General features: G+C 40.5%; 9 protein-coding genes and 1 CRISPR repeat array. Of the genes, 4 read left to right on the top strand and 5 right to left on the bottom strand.

What is annotated here, in order from left to right; translation table 11 throughout:
• The first annotated feature begins 2 nt into the window (after positions 1-2).
• Both ACK4EX_RS05735 and cas9 read left to right on the top strand, forming a co-directional pair.
• A complete protein-coding gene (locus ACK4EX_RS05735) occupies positions 3-1,172 on the top strand; it encodes a sensor histidine kinase (protein ID WP_409770645.1) in 1,170 nt (389 codons plus the stop codon).
• 53 nt (positions 1,173-1,225) lie between these two features.
• Positions 1,226-5,011 (top strand): type II CRISPR RNA-guided endonuclease Cas9, encoded by a 3,786-nt coding sequence (cas9, locus tag ACK4EX_RS05740; protein ID WP_409770647.1) that lies wholly within the window; start codon positions 1,226-1,228, stop codon positions 5,009-5,011.
• A gap of 251 nt (positions 5,012-5,262) precedes the next feature.
• A CRISPR array of direct repeats spans positions 5,263-8,042; the repeat unit is 46 nt; unit sequence GTTGTGATTTGCTTTCAATTTTTTATAATTTTGGGTCTTTGACATC.
• Between the two features lie 113 nt (positions 8,043-8,155).
• Here cas9 and cas2 read toward each other — a convergent pair.
• Both cas2 and cas1 read right to left on the bottom strand, forming a co-directional pair.
• On the bottom strand, positions 8,156-8,503 hold the full coding sequence (gene cas2 / locus ACK4EX_RS05745) for a CRISPR-associated endonuclease Cas2 (protein WP_277028555.1): 348 nt from the start codon (positions 8,501-8,503) through the stop codon (positions 8,156-8,158).
• 3 nt (positions 8,504-8,506) lie between these two features.
• Positions 8,507-9,409, bottom strand: a complete 903-nt coding sequence (cas1, locus tag ACK4EX_RS05750; protein WP_409770649.1) for a type II CRISPR-associated endonuclease Cas1 — start codon at positions 9,407-9,409, stop codon at positions 8,507-8,509.
• A 217-nt stretch (positions 9,410-9,626) separates the two neighbouring features.
• On the opposite strand from cas1, the gene ACK4EX_RS05755 reads away from it, so the two are divergent.
• Positions 9,627-11,081 (top strand): lipopolysaccharide biosynthesis protein, encoded by a 1,455-nt coding sequence (locus ACK4EX_RS05755; protein WP_409770651.1) that lies wholly within the window; start codon positions 9,627-9,629, stop codon positions 11,079-11,081.
• Positions 11,078-11,518 carry a dUTP diphosphatase gene (dut, locus tag ACK4EX_RS05760; RefSeq protein ID WP_409770653.1) on the top strand — a complete coding sequence of 147 codons (441 nt, stop codon included), beginning with the start codon at positions 11,078-11,080 and terminating at the stop codon, positions 11,516-11,518. The genes ACK4EX_RS05755 and dut overlap by 4 nt, the downstream gene beginning before the upstream one ends.
• 2 nt (positions 11,519-11,520) lie before the next feature.
• Here the strand turns inward: dut and ACK4EX_RS05765 are convergent, their stop codons facing one another.
• The 3 genes from ACK4EX_RS05765 to ACK4EX_RS05775 all read right to left on the bottom strand — a co-directional run bounded on the left by ACK4EX_RS05765 (position 11,521) and on the right by ACK4EX_RS05775 (position 15,575).
• The gene (locus ACK4EX_RS05765; protein ID WP_409770656.1) at positions 11,521-12,768 is read right to left on the bottom strand and encodes an ABC transporter permease; all 1,248 of its coding nucleotides are present in this window, start codon (positions 12,766-12,768) and stop codon (positions 11,521-11,523) included.
• A gap of 12 nt (positions 12,769-12,780) precedes the next feature.
• On the bottom strand, positions 12,781-13,542 hold the full coding sequence (gene tpiA / locus ACK4EX_RS05770; RefSeq protein WP_409770658.1) for a triose-phosphate isomerase: 762 nt from the start codon (positions 13,540-13,542) through the stop codon (positions 12,781-12,783).
• 206 nt (positions 13,543-13,748) lie between these two features.
• Positions 13,749-15,575, bottom strand: a complete 1,827-nt coding sequence (locus ACK4EX_RS05775) for a phosphoenolpyruvate carboxykinase (GTP) (RefSeq protein ID WP_409770661.1) — start codon at positions 15,573-15,575, stop codon at positions 13,749-13,751.
• Positions 15,576-15,631 lie beyond the last annotated feature (56 nt).

The raw sequence follows: 15,631 nt of genomic DNA on the forward strand, positions 1-15,631 counted from the left end.
TATTGAAACGAATCTTAGCTTCACGCCCTACCTATACCCATTTCTACGCCCGTAAGAACTTCTGGAAAGTCCTCTTATTAGCTTGTATGCTTTTCATTGGGGGGGCTACCCTGTACTACACCGAAAATTTGACCAGTGCCCTTCGCGAAGAAGAGCGAAAAAAAGTAGAACTATGGGCAGCGGCCATCAATGTAGCTGCCTATGCCGAGCCAGGCGAAGACCTGAATCTGGCCAACAAAATCATGGTGACAAACACCACCATACCCATCATACTGGCCGATCAATACGACAACATCATTAGCTACAACAATCTGACCGAGCGCCAGTTGCGTCACCTGTCCGAGACATTGCAAAAAATGAAACTCAAAGGCAACCGAATCTCCATCGACCTGGGCGATGGACTGGTCAATGTACTCTACTACGACGAATCGAAACTACTCACCCAATTGCGCATTTACCCTCGCATACTGCTCGGCGTCATCGGCTCCTTTATGCTACTGGCCTATGTGGCCTTCAGCAGCGCCCGTAAAGCCGAACAAGACCGTGTCTGGACCGGATTGGCCAAGGAAACAGCCCATCAGATCGGCACTCCTCTCAGTTCGCTGCTCGGCTGGCTCGAAATTCTCAAAATGGGTGAGCACGACCCCCAGATGGTCGAAGAAATGCAAAAAGACCTAGACCGCCTGCAGAAAATCACCGGCCGCTTTTCAAAAATCGGCAGCCAGCCCACGCTCGAACAAGGAGACCTTCGTGCAGTAATCAAAAACAGTACTGAATATCTGAATACACGCATCCCGCGCCGGGTGCAAATTATTTTGCAACTTCCGGATGATCCCATAGTTCTACGGTTTAATTCACTGCTAATGGAATGGGTGCTCGAAAACCTAATCCGAAACGCACTCGATGCCATTGAAGGCGAAGGAACAATAACCATCAAGCTAAGTAAAAGCGATAAACGCGTGGAACTCACAGTGGCCGACACCGGCCGCGGTATACCGCGTCATCTCCATAAAGCCATCTTCCGACCGGGCTACACCACTAAAAGCCGTGGCTGGGGACTCGGTCTCTCCCTCGCACGTCGGATCATCACCGATTACCACGGCGGTAAAATCTTCGTCGCCCATTCAGAGCCCGGAAAGGGGACAACTTTCAAGGTGGTGTTGCCTTCTTAGGAAACAATCAAATCTTATTAAAAGATATCTTAGATTTGTGCAAATCTGAAAATATGGCTTACAAAAAAATTCTGGGCCTCGATTTAGGTGTAAGCTCAATCGGCTGGGCACTTATTAAAGAACAAAATGAAAAACCTACCGAAATTATTGGAACTGGAGTGCGAATTATACCATTAGACACAGATGAAAGTGATGAATTCACGAAAGGTAATGCTATTTCCAAAAATCAAAAAAGAACTGCAAAACGCACTGCACGCAAAGTAAATTACCGCTACGTACTCAGACGGAAAGCACTCACAGCTGAATTGAAAAAACATAACATGTTTGACGAAACCCTTTTCAAACTGCCTCAGCTGGAATTGTGGGGTCTGAGAGCTAAGGCTGTTACAGAAAAAATTTCTTTGAAAGAGCTTGGACGAGTGTTATATCATCTCAATCAAAAACGCGGCTATAAATCTTCAAGAAGCGAAGAAAATGCAGACAAAAAAGATACTGAGTATGTTGCTGAAGTAAAAAACAGATTTCAAAAGCTGAAAGAAGAAGGCAAAACCATTGGTCAAAAATTTTATGAAGAACTCTCTAAAAATCAATACTACCGAATCAAGCAACAAGTTTTTCCTCGTGAAGCATACATAGAAGAATTTGATGCAATCCTGAAAAAACAGCAAGAATATTTTCCGGATGTCCTAACGGATGAATTTATAAACCATGTTAGAAATAATATCATTTATTATCAGCGCAAACTTAAATCGCAGAAAGGATTGGTTTCCGTTTGTGAATTCGAGGGGTTTCATGCAAAAAATAAAGATGGAAAAGAAGTATTTACCGGCCCTAAGGTGGCGCACCGTAGCAATCCTTTGTTTCAGGTTGAAAAAATCTGGGAAACCATTAATAATATCAGCATTAAGGATAAACGGAACAATGAATTCCCGATAACATTAGAACAAAAACAAAAAATATTTGAATTCCTTGACAATAACGAAAAACTAAGCCAAACTGATTTATTCAAAATCCTTGATATTAAAGATAAAAGTGGATGGTTTGGCAACAAAATGTTGAGCAAAGGACTGCAAGGCAATCTAACCAAATGTGCCATTAAAAATGCATTAGAAAATGAAGATCTGGCTAAAAAATGGCTTACTTTTCATTTGAAAATTAATAATACTGGTAGTAATGTTTATATCTGCGATAATAAAACGGGTGAAGTGATTGCTGAAAATGAAGAAAAAGTTATTTCAGATGAATGTATAAATCAGCCTTTATATCAACTATGGCATATTATATATTCAATTGCCGATATAGAAGAATGTAAAAATGCCTTGATTAAAAAATTTGGATTCGATGAGAATACTGCCTATCGGCTTGCAAAAATTGATTTCACAAAACAATCCTATGGAAACAAATCGGTGAAAGCCATTCGCAAAATTTTACCCTACTTAATGGAGGGTTATAAATACAGCGACGCTGCAGCTTTTGCTGGTTATAATCATTCAGATTCTCCTACCAAATCTGATACTCAGGCGCGAAGACTTCTTGACAAAATTCCTTTGCTGAAAAAAAATGCCTTACGCCAGCCAGTAGTCGAAAAAATTCTGAATCAAATGATTCATATCGTTAATGATATAATTGATGAAAATCGCGGTTGGGTAAGCAAAGAAGAAAGAGAAAAAGGCTTATTTGAAATCAGAATAGAATTGGCCCGTGAGCTAAAGCAAAGCAAAGAAGAACGAAACGAAACTTTTAAGAACATCAATAAAATCGAACGTGAAAATAAAGAAATAGAAAAGCGACTACAAGAATTAGGATTACGCGCCACCCGAAAAAACATCATTAAATACCGCTTATTTAATGAAATTAATGGCGATGACAAAAAAATAAATGCGATGTGCATTTACACAGGAAAAACTTTCTCGCTTACCGATGCCTTGAATGGAAACGAGATTGATGTAGAACACATCATCCCTAAATCATTATTATTCGATGATTCACAAAGTAATAAAACACTTACTTTTCGATGGATTAATCAAGAAAAAGGTGACCGAACCGCCTATGATTACATGGCATCGAAAGGCGAAGCGGAACTAAATGCATATATCGAACGCGTTAATAAACTCTATAAAGACGGCATTATTAATAAAGCCAAGCGAGATAAATTGCTGACGCCAGGCAATAAAATCCCACAGAATTTTATCGAGCGACAGCTTCGTGAGTCACAGTATATAGCTCGTAAATCCCGAGAAATCCTTTTTCAGATTTCAAAAAATGTTTGGAGCACTTCGGGAAGTGTAACGGAATATCTTCGAAGGCTATGGGGCTGGGACGATGTATTGATGAACCTCCACATGCAACGAATTAAAGAAATCATTCCAGACCCATTGGCTGAAGGAATTACAGAAATAGTAGAATGGGAAACCAGCAACGGTCAAATTCACAAAAAGGAAGTCATTAAAGGCTGGACCAAGCGCGATGACCACCGTCACCATGCAATCGATGCATTGGTAGTGGCATGTACCAAACAAGGGTATATACAGCGCATCAATACTATGAGTAGCCAAGCCACTCGCGAAGAGCTATACAAAGATGTAAAGGAGCGTAAAGATGAATTTCGCGAATCACTTTCTCTATTAGACAAATACTTCATCAGCCAACGCCCTTTTACAACCAAAGAAGTAGAAAATAAAGTAGCAGAAATTATTGTTTCTTTTAAACCAGGTAAAAAAGTGGCCACCTGGGGTAAGCGTTTTATAAAAAAGAACGGAAAGCGAATAAAAATACAAGACCACATTCTGGTACCAAGAGGCCCTCTCAGCGAGGAAAGTGTATATGGTAAAATAAAAACCATCGAAAAAAATAAACCCGTAAAATATCTCTTTGAAAATCCGCACCTTATTTTCAAACCTTACATAAAAGAATTGGTAGAACTGCGACTTGCCGAACATGAAGGCGATGTGAAAAAAGCATTGGCATCGTTGAAAAAAAATCCTATTTACCTGGATGAAAATAAAACCATACCTCTGGAGTACGGAACCTGTTATAAGGAAGAATACGTTATAAAATATCCAATTGAAAGCATTAAACAAAAGGATGTACCTTACATAGTAGATAAAAAAATCAGAGAATTAATTGATGAACGATTAAATCTATTCAATGGAAAAGAAAAAGAAGCATTTAAAGAGCCGATTTATTTAGATTCTGCTAAAACTATTCCCATTCGCACTGTTCGAATGTTTACCGGACTTTCAGCAGTTGAGCCCATCAAATACGATGAAAAAGGAAATCCTATTGCTTTTGTAAAACCGGGCAATAACCACCACATAGCCATATATGTAGACGATCAAGGCAACAAAATCCCTCACTTATGCACCTTCTGGCATGCAGTGGAACGTAAAAAATATGGCTTACCCGTGATTATTGAAAATCCTAAAGAAGTTTGGGATAAAATATTGAACAACAAAGAAGATTACCCGGAAAGCTTTTTGGAGAAGCTGCCATCAAGCAATTTAAAGTTTATATGTAGTTTTCAGGAAAATGAATATTTCACCTTAGTAAGTGATAAGGAAGTAATTTTAGACTCAATCTATAACAGGAATAAAAAAATATACTCAACTATTCCTATATACAGATTAAGAAAACCAGATAATGGTTTTTCTTTGATACATTACATTATTAAATCAGAAAGCGAGCTTTATAAAAAAGGTAATGAAAAATTGAAAGATTTATACCGTAAATCAAACTTATTTACTTATTTATTAAACAAGGAAAACTTAGAAAATTTAGGAACGTCTATTTTTAAAATTCGTATAAGCCGTTTAGGCGAAATACAAGGCATATACAAATAAAAAGGGCGAGTTGCCCCGCCCTGTCTGTTTTCACAACGGTCATTAAGACCTTATTGTGATTTGCTTCGGTGCTAATATATAAAATTTTTTCATTTCAAAATCAGTATACAGCAATTTTTTTGGGGCTTGAAATCAAGCCCCAAAAAAATTGCTGTTTTAACACAGACATTTAGCTTTTATCTGCTTTAAATTTTTTATATTTTTAGATCCTTTTCATCCATTTTTTTTTGCGTTTTACTCTACACAGTCTTGTTGTGATTTGCTTTCAATTTTTTATAATTTTGGGTCTTTGACATCACAAACTTGCAAATTCTACTTTTAGCCTTGGTTGTGATTTGCTTTCAATTTTTTATAATTTTGGGTCTTTGACATCTGGCATTAACAAACACAGAAACACAGTAAAGTTGTGATTTGCTTTCAATTTTTTATAATTTTGGGTCTTTGACATCAAAAATGGTCTTTTTTGACCAAAAAACGTAGTTGTGATTTGCTTTCAATTTTTTATAATTTTGGGTCTTTGACATCTGCTGCACGTTGACGAGTACACACAGTTTGTTGTGATTTGCTTTCAATTTTTTATAATTTTGGGTCTTTGACATCTTTTGAATTGTTTTCCATTGCATAATTTTTGTTGTGATTTGCTTTCAATTTTTTATAATTTTGGGTCTTTGACATCTTTCTGCTATTATGTATCCCATATTTTCGAGTTGTGATTTGCTTTCAATTTTTTATAATTTTGGGTCTTTGACATCGATGAAGCTGCACTAGTGCGTGAGGCAAGGGTTGTGATTTGCTTTCAATTTTTTATAATTTTGGGTCTTTGACATCCCCAACCCGCATCGCATCTTGGTACAATCCGTTGTGATTTGCTTTCAATTTTTTATAATTTTGGGTCTTTGACATCTGGCGCTCATGTTAAAACTCGCAAGCCATGGTTGTGATTTGCTTTCAATTTTTTATAATTTTGGGTCTTTGACATCTTTTGAATTGTTTTCCATTGCATAATTTTTGTTGTGATTTGCTTTCAATTTTTTATAATTTTGGGTCTTTGACATCTTTCTGCTATTATGTATCCCATATTTTCGAGTTGTGATTTGCTTTCAATTTTTTATAATTTTGGGTCTTTGACATCGATGAAGCTGCACTAGTGCGTGAGGCAAGGGTTGTGATTTGCTTTCAATTTTTTATAATTTTGGGTCTTTGACATCCCCAACCCGCATCGCATCTTGGTACAATCCGTTGTGATTTGCTTTCAATTTTTTATAATTTTGGGTCTTTGACATCTGGCGCTCATGTTAAAACTCGCAAGCCATGGTTGTGATTTGCTTTCAATTTTTTATAATTTTGGGTCTTTGACATCTGAAGCACGTTTTTATCGGGAGGCAAGGCAGTTGTGATTTGCTTTCAATTTTTTATAATTTTGGGTCTTTGACATCCTCGCCAAGGCCGTCCACCGCATGCACCTCGTTGTGATTTGCTTTCAATTTTTTATAATTTTGGGTCTTTGACATCCCGCCTCATGAGCGTTAATCCGGTACCAGTGTTGTGATTTGCTTTCAATTTTTTATAATTTTGGGTCTTTGACATCTAAACTTGCCGAGCTTGCCGAAGCGGTGGGGTTGTGATTTGCTTTCAATTTTTTATAATTTTGGGTCTTTGACATCTCGAGAAGAAGAGACCCGACACTTGCTACAGTTGTGATTTGCTTTCAATTTTTTATAATTTTGGGTCTTTGACATCCTCCACCTTGGCTAAGTCTTCTTGTTGCCGGTTGTGATTTGCTTTCAATTTTTTATAATTTTGGGTCTTTGACATCTAGAGAAGGAAAGGGAGGAGGTAAGTTATCGTTGTGATTTGCTTTCAATTTTTTATAATTTTGGGTCTTTGACATCTAACATTTACACCCATCATACCACTTCCTCGTTGTGATTTGCTTTCAATTTTTTATAATTTTGGGTCTTTGACATCGGTGCTGAGAAGGAGTGCCTTTTGAGGGTAGTTGTGATTTGCTTTCAATTTTTTATAATTTTGGGTCTTTGACATCTAAATGAGCCGATACCATCGTCCAGCGTAAGTTGTGATTTGCTTTCAATTTTTTATAATTTTGGGTCTTTGACATCGAAGGATGAGTACACGAGTGTGATTGGAGAGTTGTGATTTGCTTTCAATTTTTTATAATTTTGGGTCTTTGACATCCTTAACCGAAAGGAAAGTCCGTCTATACATGTTGTGATTTGCTTTCAATTTTTTATAATTTTGGGTCTTTGACATCGCAAGGCCTGTACTTTAAGACCCGTATCAGTTGTGATTTGCTTTCAATTTTTTATAATTTTGGGTCTTTGACATCGGTGCGGGTTGAATGCCCCGAGGTGCAGGTGTTGTGATTTGCTTTCAATTTTTTATAATTTTGGGTCTTTGACATCTTAGTTAAATTGCTCATATTAATTTAATTTGTTGTGATTTGCTTTCAATTTTTTATAATTTTGGGTCTTTGACATCGGCTAATGCCGCATTAATTTTCAATCAATTGTTGTGATTTGCTTTCAATTTTTTATAATTTTGGGTCTTTGACATCGACTGCTGGGCAGGCTATATTTAGCCTCGGGTTGTGATTTGCTTTCAATTTTTTATAATTTTGGGTCTTTGACATCAACAGAGCCGACAGGCAAGTCGTCTTTTCTGTTGTGATTTGCTTTCAATTTTTTATAATTTTGGGTCTTTGACATCAAGGCTCTTGTGGATTGCGTTATGAGTGCTGTTGTGATTTGCTTTCAATTTTTTATAATTTTGGGTCTTTGACATCGACCAAGCTGTGCATTTAAATTTAGAACAAGTTGTGATTTGCTTTCAATTTTTTATAATTTTGGGTCTTTGACATCCGCAGCCCTTGCCATTTTTCCATGCGCTGAGTTGTGATTTGCTTTCAATTTTTTATAATTTTGGGTCTTTGACATCTGATTTCAGATTGTGCTTTATGTTAATGTTGTTGTGATTTGCTTTCAATTTTTTATAATTTTGGGTCTTTGACATCAGAGAGCCCCTTAAAATGCTGGATTTCAAAATACTATAAACAAAACAGGATTCAAATTCTGATACTTTAGCAGTATCGAATTTTAAATCCTATCTAAAAATGATGATTCTATTTTAAAAAAGCTCCAACTGGAGTTGTATTACTTTTTGATCCGGTGTTTTCTTTTGTTTTTTATGACCCACTAAAAATTCCATCATCCCAAACTGCTTGTCGGTGATTTCGAAGAGGATAATGCTTCCCTTTTCGGGCAGGACGTTTTTCACCCGTTTGCGGTGCACTTCCAAATTTTCCCGACTAGCACAATGGCGGGCGTAGATAGAGTACTGTATCATTATAAATCCGTCTTTGAGCAGCTCTTTTCTGAAGAGAGAGTATGCTTTGCGTTCAGCTTTAGTCTGGGTAGGAAGATCAAAATATACAAAGAGCCACATGATTCGATAAGCGTTTAGTCTGGTATTCATGGCTTAGCAATATTCCGGGTAGAGCATTCTGCGGGCTTCACCGGTGTAACAAGCGACAAGTGAAGCGGATGTGCGCTGAGTAGCAATCATAAGTGGACTTTTCTGTCCATCGATTATTGTATCGAGGGTTGGGATGATAAGCAGCTGTCTTTTTATCTCAGTAGTGAGTTTTTCAGGGATTTCGCCACATTGTGAGACAATGTTCAGCGCCACTTTGTCCACAAAAGGCCTGTAAGGCTCCATAATATCATCAGCCAGACAGAATGCATTGTACTTATTTCTGTGATAAATGCCTACCATCAAAAGGCATCCGCTGGCAGAGAGACTTCGCGCTACTACAGCGCGAAGTATAGCATAGCCGTAGTTGAGAAGATTATTTGGTGGTGGGCCATTTCTATGCCGTTTGCATCGGGTATCGATATAGGAGAAGTACTTGTCCCAATAGTAGGAAGCGGCCTTTGCTTCTACATTTTCTTTATCACCACTTGTTACTTCGGATGCCCAGCGCAGCATAGGTGTACTGTCGATACCAATAGATTTGAGCAAGGCTGCCTGATTGCGGATTTTGGCAGCTACGGTTTGTTTCCAGAGATTTTTCTTGAGGGGTTCGGATGCTTCGAGTTGATATCGGACCTTTTCTGAAAAAGTATTGTTCTGAGCCAGGGGCATCATCAAACCCGAAGGCATGTGTTTTTCGTCGCAGCAGAGTATGCATGCATTGTTGTCGATCAGGGAGGCGATGACTGATTGGGTTATAGTGATTTGTTGGTTTTCAAGTACCACAAATCCAATGTCTTCGACAGGTACCTGATAGCTTGTGTTTTGGTGTTTATGCTCGATGACAAGCTGCCTGTTTAAAATGTGAAGATAGGCAGGTTGCGAAAAAAAGAGGGTCTTCTTTATCATGCTGTAAATAGTTTTGAACACCGAAGTGTTCATAAATTGGGCCATATTGTTGATATCTTTATTTGATTTTACAAAAAAACCTCTGACTTTCAGATACTTTTTCAATCTTCAATAAAAATAAGAAATTGTGTTACCGGAAATTTTCAATTCGATTTTTCTAAATGTAGGTGAAGTTTTATTGAATTATTTTGCCCAGATTATGTGAAAATATTAAAACTTGTCATCTCTCCGATCATTAGCCGGTCAAACAGCTATTTATGGTCTCTCATCCATTGTTGGAAGGTTTGCCTATTTTCTGCTGACGCCTCTGCATACTACTGTGCTTCAGCGGGCAGAGATGGGTATAAATACGGATATATATTCATGGATAGCGGTATTAACCGTAGTTCTTACGCTTGGAATGGAAACGACTTATTTCAGATTTTCGACCAAAGAGGGGCTGGATGAAAAGACCATCTTTAGACAAACCTTCTGGGTGATGACAGCAGCTGTTGGCTCTTTTGTAGTGCTTGCGATGCTTTTGCAAAACCACATTTTACGAGCTATGCGGTATGAGTCGCATCCCGGATACTTGTGGCTATTGCTGCTGATTCTCTCGGGCGAAGTGCTGGCTACATTGCCGTATGCGCGTCTTCGTCAGCAAAATAAGGCTCTGCAATTTGCCCTAATTAGGCTTACAAACATTTTTGTCAATATTGGTTTGAACCTCTATTTTTTTCTTTTGACGCCTTTTTTGGCAAACAGAGGTGTTAATCTGCCTGTACCTGTCAATCCGGTTTTGGCCATTTTTTTAGCTAATGGGGCTGCTGTGATTGTTCAACTGCTCTTGCTTACACCGATGCTAAGGCCAGTATTTGTATTTAAAAGCAAGGGCATTCAGCTAAAAAAAATACTCAGCTACGGTTTACCTGTCATGTTGGCAGGTCTACCAGGAATTGTCAATGAAGTGTTTGATCGCCAGTTGCTTAAATATTTGTTACCCGCCGAAATCTCACTGGAACAGATGGGGGTATATGCTGCTGTGTTTCGGCTTTCTGTTTTTATTTCGCTTTTCATTCAGGCTTTTAGGTATGCCGCTGAGCCTTTTTTCTTTAAAAATGCCGAAAACAAGAAGGCTCCCGAACTCTACGCGCGGGTTATGGAGCTCTTTGTGCTAGTAATGGCAATAGCGGTAGTGCTGCTGAGTGCCTTTTTGCCTGTGGTCAAGTATTTCATTCACAGTAAGTTTTGGGATGGTCTGCATATATTGCCCTTACTTTTCGTAGCTCAGATGCTTCTTGGAGTTATTTTTAATCTAAACATCTGGTATAAAGTAACAGAAAAAACACACTATGGGATCACTATAAGCCTATCAGGCGCTATTGTAAATCTTTTGGTGAATGCTACTTTAATTCCGGTTTTAGGCATTATGGGTGCTGCTCTTGCCCTTGTGATCTCTCATGTAGTAATGGTGATGGTATCGTATTATCTAAGCCGAAAATACTTCCCCATCCCTTATCGCGTAAAAGCCATTCTGACACTTATGGTTATTTCTACATCGACTTCTTTTCTATTGTTTCAAATTAATAATTTTATCGGAAAAGGAGTTGTATCTCTTCTTGCCTTAGTGCTTCTATACCAAACTGAAAAAGAGGAAATTAAAACTATATTAATATCTATTTCAAAAAGATGAACGTTGTAAGAATCTCTATTATCAACGATAGCTTAAACGTGCTGCCAGAATACCAAACCATTCACTCAGCCGGCATGGATCTTAGAGCCAACCTAGCTGAAAGCATTACTCTACAACCCGGTGAACGACGTTTGATTCCAACCGGGCTTAGGATAGCACTGCCGGATGGCTTCGAAGCTCAAGTGAGACCCCGAAGTGGACTGGCTCTGAAACACGGCATTACTTGCCTTAACAGTCCGGGAACAATTGATGCGGACTACCGTGGCGAAATTGGCGTTATTCTCATCAATCTTGGACATGAACCCTTTGAAATTAAACCTGGTGATCGCATTGCACAGCTTGTGGTGGCTCCCTACAGCCGTGTGGAATGGGTAGAGGTAAAAGAACTGCCCGCGTCTGAAAGGGGTGAAGGGGGATTTGGGTCTACCGGCAGATGATCCTACTCAAACTTTAGCACTCTGGCAGCCGGTATGGCTGAAATGTATCTGGAAGGTACCAATAAGATTAAAAGACACATAACCAGGGTGCCTGTATTAACCGATAGTATCCAACCTAAATCGAAGTACACAGGAACACTATCAACAAAATATGCGGTCTGATCGAGCTTAATTATCTTCCATGTACGCTGCATCCAGGCATACCCGAGTGCTATTGCATTGCCGATGAAAAGACCCCGCGTGAGAATAACGAAGGCTTTGTAGAGAAATATTTTTGTAATCAAAGTATTTTCAGCACCTAAAGCTTTTAAAAGACCTATCATTCGCGTGCGCTCCACAATCAGAATCATAAGCGCACTGCTCAAGTTTATGGCTGATACCACCACCATTACTATGATGATAATCAAAATGTTAATGTCAAATAAATCCATCCACTGAAATAACTGCCTGAAAGCCATTTTTGCTGAAACAGACTGTAAATCAAAGGGCAAAAGCGCTGAAAGCTCTTCAGCGACTCGTTCAGGATCGCTGCCTTCTTTTAAAAATACTTCAACAGCACCTGCCTCATCGGCTTCCCAACGATTAATGGAACGTATCAGATCAATATCGACCCAGGCAAATTGTTTATCTACGTCTTCTACACCTGACTCGTAAATGCCTGATACAATCAGGTAGCGCAAAAGCGGTGTTTTAGGCGCTTCGCGAATGAAGTACACAGCCAATCGGTCGCCAGCTTTTACATCCAGCACTCGAGCGTGATACGCTGATAACACTATACTATCGCTTTCTGTACCCTTCAATTTTCGAAAAAATGTGCCTTCCTTAATGTACGAGGCTAAACGACTAGCGTCGAAGTGTTCGTCTATACCTTTAAGTACACAGCCTTCGAAGTAATTCGTAGACTTTAGAATAGCCGTGCGATATGCGGAGCTTTGTACGTGGCGCACAGAGGGATGTGCCTTGATGGCCGATAGCAAATCATTGGTGAGCAAGATACTCTCTGACTCGAGCAGGTCGTCATCGTCCACATATTTTTTTATCTGTACATGCCCTCTAAAGGAGTAAATTTTGTTTTTGATTTCATGTTGAAGACCAGTACCAGTAACGATGGCAATAATCATTACCACACTGCTTACCGCTATTGCTGCAGTAACCACCGCAATTACCGGGCCTGAAAAGCTACGCCCACTGCTGTCGGCATGGCGCAGCCGTCGACCGATCCAGAGTGGTAAAATCCAATTTTTAATCACGCGACAATTTGCTTAGCCAGCTGATTGGATGATGGTTAAAAATTCCTCTGGCTTCAGTGAAGCGCCACCTACCAAGGCTCCGTCGATATGCGGCATTGCGAGCAGGTTGGCTGCATTTGCAGCATTTACGCTGCCGCCGTACAGAATTTGTAGTTGGGCCCCGAGATCGTCGCCAAAACGCTTGCCTACCACATCGCGGATGAAGGCATGCATTTCATCGGCCTGTTCAGGAGTGGCTGTCTTACCAGTGCCAATAGCCCATACCGGTTCATAGGCAATGGTGATTTTGGGCAATTTTTCTTCAGAAAGTTTGTAGAGCACCGATGTGACTTGTTCTTCTACCACTTCGAAGTGATGGCCACTTTCGCGGTCTTCGAGCACTTCACCTACGCAGTAGATCGGGTATATTTCGTGTTTTAATACAACTTTAATTTTCTCCAGTGCACTTTCGTTGGTCTCGCCATAGTATTGCCGGCGCTCACTGTGTGCAATAATTACTTTTCTGACCCCTAACTCTTTAAGCATCAACACAGAAACTTCGCCTGTATATGCTCCGTTTAATTTATCGCTCACGTTCTGCGCTGCCAGACATATTGAGCTGCCTTTTAATTTTTTCTGAAAATCAGACAAATGCGTGTAGGGAGGAGCTAAAGCTACTTGTACTTTGGGATTTTGTTTAGAGAGCCCCTGAAGGAGTGCATCCAGCGTTTTCAGACCCTCCGAAACAGTTGTATTCATTTTCCAATTGCCAGCGATGAGTTTGGGTCGTTTCATCGTTTCTTAAAATTTTCATGCAAGTATGGAAAAAAATTCCCGTTTATCCAAAGTGTGTCCTTCACTTTAATTCTTTCAATCTTTTCGTCTTTTTTTATTTTCATTCAACATTTCTTGAAGATTCCGTTTAAGTAGACCTAAAGCGGTTTAATAAAAAATGCCCGACCGAGTGGCCGGGCATTCCTTTAATTTATTTCAGTGTTTGATTATACATGCCAATCAAGTGGCTTGCGCCAGATGCTGGAGAGAATCAATTCACGCATATAGAAGAATTCTTTCGGCATTTTGTCATACATGGTTTCAAATAGCTCCTGATGCGAGAGAATCTCCTTCTTCCACTCGTCGGTATCGATGCGCATCACTTCTTCAAACTGTTCTTGCGAATAGTCGAGGCCGGTCCAGTCGATGTCTTTGTATCGGGGCATCCAGCCGATAGGACTTTCTACAGCTGATGTCTGTCCGCTCGAACGCTGGAAGATCCACTTCAGCACGCGCATATTCTCACCGAAGCCTGGCCACAGGAATTGTCCGTCTTTACCCTTTCTAAACCAGTTTACAGCAAAAATTCTTGGCGGATTTTTCAGTTTGCGACCAAAATCGAGCCAGTGGTTGAAATAATCGGCCATGTGATAGCCGGCGAAAGGTAGCATCGCAAAGGGATCACGGCGCACCTTGCCAATCTGACCAAAAGCAGCGGCCGTCATCTCTGAACCCATAGTAGCAGCAGTGTAAACGCCAAAATTCCAGTTAAAGGCTTGATAAACTAAGGGTACTGTATTGCTTCGGCGACCACCGAAAATGAAGGCTGAAATAGGCACACCTTCCGGATTTTCCCACTCACTATCGATGGCTGGGTTTTGACTGGCAGCTACGGTGAAACGCGCATTGGGGTGTGCACAAGGCTCGCCCGACTTTGGATCGTGCACTTGACCCTTCCAGTTAATAGTGCCTTCGGGCATAGGCCAACCGATGCCTTCCCACCATACATCGCCGTCAGGAGTTACCCCTACATTGGTAAAGATGGTGTTTTTACTGATGGTTGCCATCGCATTGGGGTTAGTAAGTGCACTGGTACCCGGTGCTACACCAAAGTAGCCGGATTCGGGATTGATGGCGTATAATCTACCGTCTTTTCCTTCGCGAATCCAGGCAATGTCGTCGCCCACAGTTGTGACTTCCCAACCTTCGAGGCCTTTGGGTGGTATCAGCATAGCGAAGTTGGTCTTGCCACAAGCACTCGGGAAGGCAGCAGCTACATATTTTTTTGAACCTTCAGGACTTTTAACTCCGAGTATAAGCATATGCTCTGCCAGCCAGCCTTCGTCGCGGCCCATTACTGAGGCAATGCGAAGGGCAAAACACTTTTTGCCCAACAGAGCGTTTCCTCCGTAACCTGATCCATAGGACCAAATACTGCGCTCTTCAGGATAGTGCACTATGTATTTTACCTTAGGATTGCACGGCCACTTCGAATCCTCTTGTCCTGGTTCGAGGGGTGCACCGACCGTGTGAACGGCTTCTACAAAATCGCCATCAGTACCCAGCTTGTCGATTACAGCCTTGCCCATACGGGTCATGATGCGCATGTTTACCACCACATATTCGCTGTCGGTTATTTCGACTCCTATTTGCGATAGAGGTGAGTCAAGTGGCCCCATGCAGAAGGGAATTACATACATCGTGCGGCCGCGCATCGCTCCGGCAAAGAGAGGCTGCAAAGTGGCTTTCATTTCGGCAGGAGCTACCCAGTTATTAGTGGGGCCGGCGTCTTCTTGTCTGAGGCTGCATATAAAAGTGCGGTCTTCTACGCGAGCTACGTCTGATGGGTCAGAGAAGCAAGCATAGCTTCCAGGGCGCTTTTCTGGATTGAGGGGGATAAACGTCCCTTTCTTAACCAGGGCATCACACATGGCCTGGTATTCCTCGTCCGATCCATCACACCAATGCACCCTGTCGGGTTTTAGCAGGTCTTGCATTTCCTTGACCCATTTGAGCAATTTCGTGTGTTTCACATCTTTGGAATAGTCGCTCATTTTAATTGAATTAAGTTGAACTAATGTGGGTGCGAAAATAGAATGCCAATACGCAA

The organism is Thermaurantimonas sp. (assembly GCF_046299575.1).
GTDB lineage: Bacteria > Bacteroidota > Bacteroidia > Flavobacteriales > Schleiferiaceae > Thermaurantimonas.

Excerpts from the sequence above, each read along its gene's own strand:
- cas9 (WP_409770647.1), top strand. The coding sequence starts at position 1,226 with ATGGCTTACAAAAAAATTCTGGGCCTCGATTTAGGTGTAAGCTCAATC.
- cas2 (WP_277028555.1), bottom strand. The coding sequence starts at position 8,503 with ATGAATACCAGACTAAACGCTTATCGAATCATGTGGCTCTTTGTATAT.
- cas1 (WP_409770649.1), bottom strand. The coding sequence starts at position 9,409 with ATGATAAAGAAGACCCTCTTTTTTTCGCAACCTGCCTATCTTCACATT.
- dut (WP_409770653.1), top strand. The coding sequence starts at position 11,078 with ATGAACGTTGTAAGAATCTCTATTATCAACGATAGCTTAAACGTGCTG.
- tpiA (WP_409770658.1), bottom strand. The coding sequence starts at position 13,542 with ATGAAACGACCCAAACTCATCGCTGGCAATTGGAAAATGAATACAACT.
- ACK4EX_RS05775 (WP_409770661.1), bottom strand. The coding sequence starts at position 15,575 with ATGAGCGACTATTCCAAAGATGTGAAACACACGAAATTGCTCAAATGG.